Origin of the sequence: Pseudoalteromonas sp. MT33b (assembly GCF_014117385.1) — a bacterium.
GTDB lineage: Bacteria > Pseudomonadota > Gammaproteobacteria > Enterobacterales > Alteromonadaceae > Pseudoalteromonas > Pseudoalteromonas lipolytica.
The window spans coordinates 445,910-458,535 of record NZ_CP059832.1 but is presented as its reverse complement, the minus strand read 5'-3'; the positions used below and the strand labels follow the sequence as shown (position 1 = coordinate 458,535).

The 12,626-nt window shown below is 36.8% G+C and carries 9 protein-coding genes; 3 read left to right on the top strand and 6 right to left on the bottom strand.

Annotated elements, in window-relative coordinates; genetic code table 11:
- Nucleotides 1–21 precede the first annotated feature (21 nt).
- Nucleotides 22–651, bottom strand: a complete 630-nt coding sequence (locus tag H3302_RS18035; protein ID WP_036972354.1) for an NAD(P)-dependent oxidoreductase — start codon at nucleotides 649–651, stop codon at nucleotides 22–24.
- A 102-nt stretch (nucleotides 652–753) separates the two neighbouring features.
- Between H3302_RS18035 and H3302_RS18030 the strand changes: the two genes are divergently transcribed.
- On the top strand, nucleotides 754–1,638 hold the full coding sequence (locus H3302_RS18030; RefSeq protein ID WP_182396442.1) for a LysR family transcriptional regulator: 885 nt from the start codon (nucleotides 754–756) through the stop codon (nucleotides 1,636–1,638).
- A 45-nt stretch (nucleotides 1,639–1,683) separates the two neighbouring features.
- Nucleotides 1,684–1,935, top strand: a complete 252-nt coding sequence (locus tag H3302_RS18025; RefSeq protein WP_036972356.1) for a TIGR03643 family protein — start codon at nucleotides 1,684–1,686, stop codon at nucleotides 1,933–1,935.
- A 64-nt stretch (nucleotides 1,936–1,999) separates the two neighbouring features.
- Here the strand turns inward: H3302_RS18025 and H3302_RS18020 are convergent, their stop codons facing one another.
- Nucleotides 2,000–2,254, bottom strand: a complete 255-nt coding sequence (locus H3302_RS18020) for a YfhL family 4Fe-4S dicluster ferredoxin (RefSeq protein WP_182396441.1) — start codon at nucleotides 2,252–2,254, stop codon at nucleotides 2,000–2,002.
- Nucleotides 2,255–2,526: 272 nt separating this feature from the next.
- Between H3302_RS18020 and H3302_RS18015 the strand changes: the two genes are divergently transcribed.
- Complete coding sequence (locus H3302_RS18015; RefSeq protein WP_182396440.1) at nucleotides 2,527–4,158, top strand: hypothetical protein; 1,632 nt, start codon at nucleotides 2,527–2,529, stop codon at nucleotides 4,156–4,158.
- A gap of 78 nt (nucleotides 4,159–4,236) precedes the next feature.
- On the opposite strand, the gene H3302_RS18010 is transcribed toward H3302_RS18015, so the two are convergent.
- The 4 genes from H3302_RS18010 to H3302_RS17995 form a co-directional block, all read right to left on the bottom strand.
- A complete protein-coding gene (locus H3302_RS18010; RefSeq protein WP_182396439.1) occupies nucleotides 4,237–4,428 on the bottom strand; it encodes a hypothetical protein in 192 nt (63 codons plus the stop codon).
- Nucleotides 4,429–5,030: 602 nt separating this feature from the next.
- The gene (locus tag H3302_RS18005) at nucleotides 5,031–6,647 is read right to left on the bottom strand and encodes a TIGR04141 family sporadically distributed protein (protein WP_182396438.1); all 1,617 of its coding nucleotides are present in this window, start codon (nucleotides 6,645–6,647) and stop codon (nucleotides 5,031–5,033) included.
- Nucleotides 6,648–6,885: 238 nt separating this feature from the next.
- On the bottom strand, nucleotides 6,886–10,359 hold the full coding sequence (locus H3302_RS18000) for a PAS domain-containing hybrid sensor histidine kinase/response regulator (RefSeq protein ID WP_182396437.1): 3,474 nt from the start codon (nucleotides 10,357–10,359) through the stop codon (nucleotides 6,886–6,888).
- Nucleotide 10,360: 1 nt separating this feature from the next.
- Complete coding sequence (locus H3302_RS17995) at nucleotides 10,361–12,616, bottom strand: ATP-binding protein (RefSeq protein WP_182396436.1); 2,256 nt, start codon at nucleotides 12,614–12,616, stop codon at nucleotides 10,361–10,363.
- Nucleotides 12,617–12,626 lie beyond the last annotated feature (10 nt).

The window sequence follows — 12,626 nt, the reverse complement described above, 5'->3', positions numbered from 1 at the left end:
TTTATGAGCCCGAGGAAAGGCCTAGTAAGCAATACTAATACGTTGATTTAAATGTGCTGCAGATTGCGCTTCATCAAGCATGGCTTTAGCATAATCGGTTACTGATATTTTGCTTTCGCCGTTTGAGTCAGTAAAGAAGCTGTCGCCTCCTACACGATAAGGGCCCTCTGAATCACCAGGATAAATTACCGCAGCAGGGGATACAAAGGTCCAAGGTGTATCTGCTGTTGATGTTCTAAACACCTCAAGCGCTTCACCTTGCGCACGTGCTTCATCTTTATATTCAGCTGGAAAATCAGGGCTAGAGATCAACGTGACACCCGGTGCAACCTCTAAACTACCGGCGCCCCCTACCCATAAAATACGTATGCCAGTGCCAGCCAATGCACTCAGTAATTGTTGAGCACTGTTAGCCACAATCTCATGATTACCAAGAGCACGACCACCAATAGCCACAATTACTACATCGCTGCCTGCTGCGGCGTTTGCTATATCGTCTTTTGTTAAATCAAATTCAGTTACCGTGACATTATCTTGGGTTACTTTACCTGCGTCTCTTACTAACACATTAACTTGGTGACCGCGTGTTAATGCTTCTGAAGTAATGTGGCTACCAATCCAGCCTGATGCGCCTAATACTGCTAATTTCATGAGGAATACTCCGTTGTTTGTTTCATTAACAGCAGTTTACTTGTTCACCATTTACTGATAAATACACTACATAGATACACATTGTTTCATATTAAGATACCAATGGATAAACTCAATTCAATTACAAGCTTTGTCGAAGTGGCGCGCACAGGGAGTTTTACACAGGCCGCTGAACACTTAGGTTTAAGCCGACTACAAGTATCAAGACATATTCAAGATATTGAAAAGTGGCTTAATTTAAGATTGTTTCATCGAACAACGCGTAAAGTCAGTTTAACTATTCAAGGCGAAGAAGCGCTAAGCTATTGCCAGCAAATATTAAATCAAGTGTCTGACTTACAAAGCCGTGCTCACAGTCATAACAATGAATTAGTCGGTACAATTCGACTCGCATCTCCCATTGGTCTTGGGCAACATAAACTGTTTGAGGCCATTGAAGCATTTACCAAGCGCCATCCACAAACTCGGTTTGAGTTATTACTGTCCGATAGTCTATCGCAGCTTGTTGATGACCGCGTAGATATTGCCCTGCGCTATATCCACCAGCCTGATGAAGGGTTAATTGCTCGCAAGCTTATGTATATAGCAACAGCGGTATGCGCATCGAAGGCGTATTTAGCACAGCACAATACAATAAGCGACCCCAATGACTTAGCTACGCATAATTGCCTTGTCCATAAAAAACACAGCGTGTGGCAGTTTCAACGTAACGGTAATACACAAAAGGTCACCGTTAAGGGCAACATAGTCGCCAATGATATGGGCGTATTACTCAAAGCAGCTAAACAAGGAATGGGGATTGCTCACTTACCCTGCGATTTAGCGAATGATCATTTGTTATCCGGTGAGCTTATAAAAGTGCTGCCAGAGTATACAACCGTTGGTTCACATATATGGGCAGTGTATTTATCGCGAAATTTTCAACAAAATGTAGTGCGAGCCTTTATCGACTTTTTAGCAGAGCAGTGGCATCACGATATTTTGTAATCTAAATGCGCTGCAGGCACGTACAACTAGCAAAAAGGAGTCGTAATGCAGCACTTAGACCACGAAATATCACGCATCATTGAAATGGCGTGGGAAGACAGAACCCCGTTCGAAGCAATAAAGCAACAATTTGGCTTAAATGAAAAAAGCGTGATCGCTTTAATGCGCCAGCAGCTAACAAACTCAAGCTTTAGACTCTGGCGAAAACGCGCAACAGGCAGGCAAACCAAACATTTAAAACTTCGCCACCCCGATATCTCAAGAGGTTACTGTAAGACCCAATATAAGCACAGGTAAACCTGTAGACATATCGGTTTAGTACAAAGGCGATTCGTTGTTAAAAAACGCCAAACAGACTTAGCTATGATGCCTCTGTTGTTAGCTGTACATATTTTTCAGCAAGCTCATCGAGTGACTCGCGGTGATTTGGATCAGGCTTAATACAATCAATAGGACACACACTAACACAGGTCGGGTTATCATAATGCCCGACACACTCAGTGCATTTATTAGGATCAATTTGATAAATCTTTGCGCCCATGTAAATAGCTTCGTTCGGACATTCTGGATCACACATATCACAATTAATACATTTGTTATTGATGAGTAATGCCATATCTATGTTTTTCCTATAAAAACTCTTTATTTACTAGGGCTGTAGTACGATTAAGTCTCAAAAAATAAAGCTCAATAAAACTCGATTAGCTCAATAAAACTCGTTGAGGTTCAGCTCCCGTAACACAAAAATGTAACACAAAAAAATAAGTTACATTTTCAAAAATCTTAAAATTTGTTACCAGATGAACCTATTTTATCATTCTTGCTGACATGTGTATGCACATCTTTCAAATAACACTAACTTACTGTTAATAAATAGGTTTAAATTAAATGAGTAAATTTTTGAATGAGGTAACAATGGATGAGTACTCGAAGGCACAAGAAAAATGGAAAGCAATCGAAGCACCTTTTACAGCAACCACTCTCAGATCTTGTGTTACAGCTGCAAAGTCAATAATAAACTACCGATTAAATGAGCATAAAAACTCAAAAAGCAGTAAGTCTCCAGAAAAACGCATGACTAAATATGAACCTAGCAATAACTTACGAATTGTTATTAACGTAAATGGAAATGTTTCTATCTATGCGCACTTCCCACGAAACCCTGGTTTAAAAGGTCAAAAGCTTGGTGAGTTTCCTCAACTCCAATTAGATGTAGCTCGTCAAAAAGCTAATAATATTAAAAATGATACTTTCGATGAGTTCAGCATAGAGTATGTATTTAGGGCATTTGAGCAGCAACTTAAAGACAGAACCAAGAGAAACCCTGAAGGGTTCCGAGAAAATTCGTGCAATACCTATTTAGCGAGAGTTAAGAAGTTAAGGTCCTATTTCAAAATCGATGGACCATTTTCAAATCTAACTGCAGGTGAGTTAGAAACTATTTTAGATGAGATTATCGAAAAAGAATCTAAAGGGTATGCAAACGAGCTATATGCAGCTATGAAAAATATATGGCGCTTTGCTGCAAACAAGTACAATTACGGTCAAAACCCATTGCTCAACATTGATAAAAGCTACGTAACTAAAGCAGCTGGCCTACCCTCACCTTGTAATGCATATACCGATATAGATTCAATTGCAGAGCTGTGGATTAACTTAGAGAACTGTCGAAGTATTCACCAAAAGAATATTGTTAGATTTATGATTCTAACAGGTGTCAGACCTATAAATGCAAGATTACTTCGGTGGGAGTGGTTCGACTCACCTACTTTTCCAACACTCATTACATTTCCAGCCGATGCTATGAAGGGAAAAAAAGAATTTAAGTTACCTGTTAGTAAAGAAATGAGGGCCATTTTTTTAGAGCAGCATAATTGGATGCAACAAAATAAAAACAAGTGCAATGATGAATTTGTTTTTTTGCGGCCAACGAACCCCAAATTACCATTCGCCAAAAGGTCAGTTGATAAAATAATAAAGGACTATAGCCCCATAGATGCTATAAAAGGCAATGTTGAAAAAATCAATGTAAAAGGAAGTAATGGGGCTTTCTGCACAATGTGCAGAAGTTTTGCGAAATCTAATATCAAAGATATTCTAATCAAAGATGGTTATCGAAAATTAGAAGCAGAGGCAATCTCACGCTCGCTTCTTCATCATATAAGAAAAACAGATGACCCTAATGGTGAGAGCTATGATAAGTCTGATGAGCTATATCAAACAGATACAAAACTAAAATTTAATGCACTAAAACTTCACATCTACAGCATTATGTCTAAGGTCAAATCATTGAGTGATCAAGCACTTCGGGAAACTCGTTTAGAAAAAGAGCAAGCTGAAAGAAAAATAGCTAATAATGCTAAAGATAAAATTCGCTTAAAAATTCGCTCCAAATACAATAAAAGCGAATATTCGCAGTTTATGAGCCGCTATATTGGAAATGATACAATTAAAAACTTAATACTGACAAATGTTGGGCGAACTCAAGTAGAGCAATATCTTGATGAGCTGGGCTTGTAGTTGTAATTTACAAAACAAAGAGCCACTAAACTAAGTAAGTGGCTCTAATTTAAAGTGTTATGATTGAAATAAAATTTATTAACTTACTTCAGCTTTATTAGCATATTTAAAAGCCAATACAGACTTTTTGCAGTAAGTAACATTTTTATGCGAGTAACGATACACAACAAATGTACCTCTATTTTTATGCTTTTTAACATATCGCTTAAATGTTGATGTACCTATATTTAGGAGCTCAGCAGCTTCAGCTGCCCTTATTTCTTCAGTCATTTAAAACCTAAAAACTATAAGCTAAAAACAATGCCTAAATATGCTTTTTAAAGCAAATCTAAGCCGCTCTCATGTTTGAATTATCTACCCGAGAAAAAGGTTACATTTAAAAAACTACTGTGTATACAGGTAATTACGATACCAATCGGAAGCTGGTGATTTTAAATGGAAAAAAATAAATCTATGAATAAATCGGTACTGGTCAGATCAGTTTAAAGCTTAAATATCAAGCAAAACCAGTTCAAACGCACATTATTTAACCTTTTTTGATTTATAAAAATAGTTACATCATACATAATAGTGGGTTGGCTTTAATGTCCACCATATTTATTACTCACTAAACATAAAAATAGATGAATAAAAAACGAACCGAAGGGTTCACAAGCTCTCTTAACGTGACTGAAGAAAGTTGTCGGGTTAGTCAAAAATAACGCTTCTTACGAATTTACCTCATCTTCGGTTATGCACATAAATTACTCTCAAAAAGCAAAGCCACTATCAAGATAAGTCCTTTTTTCAAAACACTCCTCGCTGGTACATAACGCCGCATTCTGCTGCAATTTTGGAGCGCAGCGGACAATTTTTCCAACAGCAGTGCTTTATTAGCTTTTCTTTGGTTTGCACTTTTTAGTCTTTAACCAATTTTGGTCAATATCTATTCTAGATAGTGAAATATTGTAATTTAGCGCCCGCAGAGTTTTTAAAGAATTCTTTAATGTCACCTTTGAGAAAAATGGGAGCTCTTTCGGTATATCTTTGGTTGTAGCAATTGCATAAACCACCCTATATTCACTTGGATCAGGCCTTGGTTTTGGGTCAGCCAATTTGATTGATGCTGGCAATTTGGGGTTCAACTTTTCTCTGTAATCAGAGTCTTTTATAAACGCTTCCGCTGCAACAAACCCTTGAGAGAATAAGTGACTTAGTGTGCTCGAGCTTCTGTATAACTTGACATGAACAAATTCATTTCCATCCTTTATCAAATCACAGTGCTCTAACTTGTCATATGGGCCACCAATCTGAATATTCTTTTTATCCATCAAGCAAAAAACGCTGTTTGCCTTTGCAACCTGCTCGTTGTAGTCGCCCTCGTCGTCATGAGAATATATGGGAAAAGTGAATGGATGAATGTCAATATCGCTGAGGTAGTCATCCACTGCTGATACAAAATCACAGTTTACTTTGTACCATACTCCATTTCTTAAAATATAATGATCGTTTCCAAATTTAATTTCAGCATACAAGCAGCGGTAGACAGGCCAACTTTTAATAGACTGATACTCATTGTTGTTTAAGTGAACAACGTTACTCTTCATTAACTCAACTGTGGGGGGAACATCATTCAGGTATGCTATATAGTCATCGAAAGATAAAACCACATGTCGGAGAGTTTTCTGATACATATCAAATGAATAGCCGATTTGACCTTCCCAGTCTACTATTTCTGGCTCCCCTAACCAGAAATTAGCAACATTGTTACTACTCAAGTATTGATCTAGTTCCAAATCTAGTATTTCAATCTCGTCATAATCCCGAACCCTATTGATATTTTCTACCCAGCTAAATTTATCTGGAAGATTAGAACGATATTGCTTGATGGACTTTGAAAGAATCGCGGGTATATCTGAAAGGTTAGTTTCTACTGCTATTGTCAGAGCATCCCTGCCAGTTACATGACTACCAAACTCTTTTACAAGTGATGTGCCTGTTACCGCATAAAGCATCTCCATCTCAGAATCCAGATGAAGATTAAATATATCTACATCCCGTGTGCTTTGAGTTCTTGAATTCAATGGATTGTGGTCATAACTGGCTTTGTCTAGGCTTCTAAGTTTGTCAGGATCTACCGAGTTCAGCGTCACTTTTAGACCGAAATCACGCTCAATAGACTCTTGTTTTAAAAGGTGAAAACCAGTGCCAAAAGACAGTACAAATGTAGCTCCTGATATTCTTACAACAAATACAGCCCCTACATTTGAAGATGTACCAAATTCAGACACGTCAACTTGGGCATCTGTTGTAAACAATCTAGTCCAAGGAGGAGAATTTTTTGGTGGCTGCTTTTTGATGTAAAGACGGGCTGATTCAGTTTCTGGTAAGTACAGCTCAATAGGTTGCTTAGTATTTTCTAACTTTATAACATCAGAGTCTGGCTTGCTCCCATCTCTCGCCAAGTAGATAGAAAGTTTTTCTTTTCTGTTTTGCTTTACTTTTTCCATAACTCCCTTCCCGGATAAGTAAGATTAAACTAGTACTCTCATAGATTAGACAAAATAGCTGATTTAATTGCGTAAACTGTCCGTAATCCTTTGTTGTTTATCCTGTCGGCCTGCTGGTATAACAACTCATAATTGAACAAAAATGAGTCAGATCCGTCGGACGGCTCTATACAATTTCATAAGGTGGTAACGCTCTTTTAAGATATTAGACCTCGCCTCTTTTAGGCTTAAGCTGAGTTTACTTGTTAGAAGTTGTACTTTTTTTAACATCCTCTACTAACCTAGGTATCATTTGTTCAACAGAGGCTAGATGAGTGCCTATATCCAAATTACCTTTCTCTGCTATCACCTCCATATCAGAGAATAACTCTCTTAACTTATTAGCGCTGATTTCACCACACATCCCTTTTAACGCATGCGCTATTTGACGGACTTCTTCACTATTACCCTGTTTGTGTTGCTCTATTAGTTCCTGCACTTTAATAGGTGCTTTAACAACAAACACTTCACAAATTTTGTTTAGTAAGACTTCTTTATTTAATAATCGTGCAAGGGCTTGTTCTCGGTCCCACAGCTTTTCTTCTTTGAGTTCATTTACAACAAGAGGAATTGCTTTAGATTGCCCATCGTAGCTTGATAACGACCATTTGATGACCTTTTCTAATACCTTAACTGCCTCAATTGGCTTACTCACATAATCACTCATCCCCACAGCTAAGCATTTTTCCTTTTCACCAGCCATAGCGCTTGCGGTCATTGCAATGATAGGAATATCAATAAACGACTCTCCTGCTTTTCCTGTGCGTATTTTTTCACATACTTGATAACCATCTAAAATTGGCATTTGGCAATCCATCAGTATGCAGTTTATTTGCTTCTCATTTGTGTTGAAGTGATTTAAAAGTTCAATTGCATCTTGTCCATTACTTGCTGTTAAAATATTTATAGGCAGCTCATCTAATGCGCCTTTAGCAACTTCAATGTTGATTTCGTTATCATCGACAATCAATACCGTACAATCTTTTAATTGCTCAGTGACATCATCTGTAACTTCAAAGGTACTGGTTTCAGAAAGTAGATATAATGGCTCACTTTTTGGCACTTCGTAGCCAGCTACTTGCACCAGCTCTGTTTGGGTTATAGGTTTGGTGATTTGAGATACTTTTGATGCAATACCTTTAGGGAGTGGATTTCCTGGTTGATGAAGTGTTATAAACTGAGCACTTTGGTTATAATCGCTTAAAACTTCAATGATTGAACCTATGTTATTCGTTGTATCATCTTCATAGTCTAAGAACACGTAATCAAAAGCTTTGTTTTTATGTGCTCCAAGCTCTGCCATAGAGCATGTGCTGACAATACCGCCTAGCAAACTAATTGTCTTATCCAAGACTTCCCAAATATTCTGATTACTGCTCGCCACCAAAATAGCTTTATTCTCGTAGCATTTTTCAGTAACTTGAAAGTTCTCTCCATTGCAGCGAACTTTAATATTGAAGGTGAAAGTACTGCCCTGATTTAAAGTTGAACTGACAGAAATGTCTCCATCCATTAATTGACATAATTGTTTACAAATAGACAAGCCAAGTCCGCTCCCCCCAAACTTTTCTGATATTGCCGTACTTGCCTGCTGAAACGCATCAAATAATTGTCCTTGCGTACTAGGCGCTATCCCTATTCCCGTATCTTGGACCTTCACTTTTAAATCATGTAACTTTTCCGATATGCGCTCAGAACTAACAGTGACTTTTATATAGCCTTTGTCAGTAAATTTTATCGCGTTACTGATTAAGTTATTTAAAATTTGGCTGAGTCTGAGCGGATCTGTTTTAATATTCTCACAGTTTAAGTCACTGGTATCTAAATATACATTTAACCCTTTATCAAAGGCTCGAATAGCACTTGATTCAACTAGTCTTTCAATTAGTAGTTGTAGATTGATTGTTTTAAGATTTAGATCCAGTTTACCTGCTTCAATCTTAGATAAATCAAGTATGTCATTAATTAATAGATTTAAATTTGATGCACTTAGATCCATCATTTCAACAAGGTTTCGTGATTTATCAGACAACTCTTCTCGTTTTAAAATATTTAAAGTGCCAATGACCCCATTCAATGGAGTTCGAAGCTCATGACTTATGTTCGATATAAATGCGCTTTTAATATCGCTATGCTTGATCGCATCATCTTTAGCCTCTGCAAGTGCCTGAGTACGCTTTCTAACTTTCGCTTCTAGCTCTGTATTTAATCGTTTTACTTTTATTTCAGCTTCTTTTTCTTTTGTTATATCTCTAATAATTAAAGCAAGTCCAATTAAAGTACTTTGTTCAGAAAATACGGGACTAACAGATATCGCAAAATGAAACGTTGTTTCGCCAAATTGTTCGGAGAATTCATCTTTAATTTGTGATTTTGAGCTTTGTATATCATTAATGTAGGTCTGGGTGGGTAATTTTGAGAGAAACTCAATGTCTATTGCTGGTTTCCCTAATGCTGTCACTTTAGAAATTGATAACAAACGCTCCGCTGTATTATTTATACTTGTTAACTCACCCTCTAGATTTAACCCAACGATTGCATCGATTGACCCATCAACTATTGCAGATGCTTCTCTGCGAGCTTCCGCTAATAACTGACTCCTCGTTGCATTTCTATAAAACATTATAAGTAATATGGAAGTGAAAACACCAATAGCCGCTAGGAAGCCATAAGTGATTTCACGTTTCTCATTAACTAACATTTCTACGTATTTTTCAGGTACTAAAAGATTAAAGTTAATATATCCATATTTATTCCTAGGTCTTGTTTTCACTTTTGTAGAATGTACATAAAACTGCAAGTTAGGGTTAAGTTTTGATGTTACCGTGTAGAGCCCTTGATATTGAACTTTCTGACTATAAACTTTTTCCCACGTTAGGTCTGGGTTTAAATCTCGTGAAAATTGATAGTCTTCTACAGGATGGTAAATAAAGTCACCTTCAGAGCTACTAATAATTAAATCAGAGTAGTTAAAAACGGTTCGTTTAAGATTATCAATGAGTGCATTAGCATTTACATTCATAATTAAAAATGCATACCGCTTTCCTTTATCACTAAAGACGGGAATAGAAAAACGTAACATTGGCTGGTAAGGAAAAACCACTTCACCAAATTCTTTATTTAAAGTGAGTGGTGACATGTAAATTTGATTCGTTTCAAGTTGAGAGCTTGGTAAAAAATATGGCTCACCACTTTTAGCCTGCAATGAGTAGTCAGGCACAGCCTCTACAGATGCGCCTACTCTTTGCACGCGTATTAACTCTCTACCCTCGGCAGTAACAGCAATAACACGAAGTTGCTCAACTGCAAGGTTATTTTCCATAAAACCAATAAATATGGTTTCTAGACGCTCTTTCCACTGGTTGTATGTAGTACCATCGTATGGATCAATTCCATCATTAAATTCAGCTCTTGGTAATCCCGATATAGGGGGAGTTGAGTATAAAAAGCGGAGATCTGATTTTGACTCAGCAATTGAACTAGTTACTATTTCTTTTAAGCGCTCTTGTGTCTCAGTAAACTCTTGATCAATTGACCCTAAAACATCACTTTTAACGTGTCCTTCAAAAAAATAAACTGCAAATAAGGCAAAAATAAAAAACACAAAGGAAACTATTGTTAAAAATACCTTCGAACCAACTAAACTTGCACCACCTTTATTATAAATATCCATACTATGTCCGCTTAATATTTGTTCTACACCACTTTAGCAAGATAGACCTCAAAGCGTCATACTCGAGTGGCTTTGCGATATAATCATCCATTCCGGCATCAAAACAGCGCTGCTTATCTGCACTTAATACATTAGCAGTTAAAGCAATAATTGGTGTATGTTTGAAAGCAGAAAACTCTCTAATTTTTACAGTGGCTTGCGGACCATCTAATACTGGCATTTGCATATCCATAAAGATAATATCAAATACACCTAGTTCACATTGTTCAACAGCTTCCTGACCATTGTTTGCCATATTTATAGAGGTAATATTAAATTCATTGAGCATCGCTTCAATCACTATCTGATTAATGTCATTATCTTCAACAACAAGCGCATTAATATTCGATAAATCTATATCTTCTTTAGGTGTAGTTAATGAAGCATCTTTATGATCTAAGTCCATTGAAGATAGTGTGCGCTTTGCTAACAGAGAAAAATAAAAATGAGATCCTTCTCCTAGTGTACTTTCGACTTGTAGAGGTGCTTCCATCAAATCTAATAATTTGTTTGATATAGTGAGGCCCAACCCTGTACCACCAAAACGCCTTGTAATAGAAGTATCTGCCTGAGAAAATGCTTCAAATAGTGTATTCAAGTGTTCACTTGCAATCCCGATCCCTGTGTCTGATACATTAAACGTAAGCTTTACTTCATCAAGCCCAATCTCTTGTATGTTTACAGTTAGCGAAACGCTTCCTCTCTCTGTGAACTTAACAGCGTTACCCAGTAAATTTATCAATACCTGCTTTAAGCGCGTTTCATCGGCCAAAAAAGCCAGTTTTTCAACTTCCGGAGTTGTAGAGATATAAAGCTGAATATTCTTACTATCTGCTTGCTCCTGAAATAGGTGTTTAAGCTCCTCTAAAAGATAGCTTAAATCTACTGGTTCAGACTCAAGCTCAATTTTTGAAGCCTCAATTTTACTCAAATCAAGAATATCGTTGATAATAACTAATAAGCTAGCGCCAGAAGACTGTATGAGGTGTAGCATTTTGCTTTGTTCTGGTGTGAGAGTCGTGCGGCTTAGCTGGCGAGCCATTCCTAAAATACCATTCATAGGTGTTCTAATTTCATGGCTCATGTTTGCTAGAAACTCTGACTTAACTTTTGTTGTATGCTCAGCACTTTGCTTCGCTTCAGATAGATCTTTACTTAGTTCTCTAAACTTATTAGCCGCCTTGGCTAAAATACCAATTTCATCCTTTCGTTTTAAATCATAAATCGGTGCTTCCAAATCTCCATCTAAGAAATGTGTGAAGCTATTTGTTAAGCGTTTTATCCCACGTGTAATTTGCAGGTGAAAAAATAAAGATAGAACGACAATGTATATAACAACCATTAAAGCAAGTACATTTAAAATACTCTCTGTCATTGTAACCGCTTGTTGTGCATTCCGTTTTATTTGTTTTAGTTGAGTTAACGAATCTTCCCTTAAGCTATTTGCAAGCGTACTAAATTCAATTGCATCGCCTGCCATAACAACATTAACTAAGCTCAAATAGTTTCGATTAGCTTGAACACTTTTTGAAAAAACCACCCGATAATGGCTTACGAAATTGAGCATTTTTTCAAATTTAGTATTATCAGCTCCATTTTCAGATAACGTATCCAGTATTTTTTCAACGGATGCTCTTTTGGCATACTCTTTTTTTGTTAAAAATTGAATTGCATCATGATGCAGCACATGCCAAAGATTAAGGTATTCGGCAATTAGCAACTTATCATTTGTATTAATCGTCTTTGTTTTCAAATCGTCAAGAAGTAAAACTGCATTCAGATAAATTTGGGGTAACTCTTTTTCAATTAAGTTATTTCGTTGTGTAAAGCGAAGTTTCAATACTTTTAAATTATCACCATAACGACTTACTAGCTGCGTCATTCCATTTATGTGAGCTTTCGTTCTTCCTACAGTATTTTTTAAAGTAATTTCAGCTAATCGACTTTCAATACTTTCAAAATTTACCATTATTTTTTTAAAAACGGGGGCACTACCTGATGCTCCGTAAACTGAGATATCCCTTTGCATCTCAACAATATCTTTATTGATTTTTAAAATATCTACCGAATAATTACTAATGCTAGCGATATCATTGAAAGAGTCTTCGATGGTTTTCAGCCTTTGATTCATAATCAAATAACTAACACTCATGGCGATTAAGACAAGTGCCATCGCTAGTGACATTTTGGCAGCAAGAGATTTTGAAAAAAAGCTCAACAAATTAATT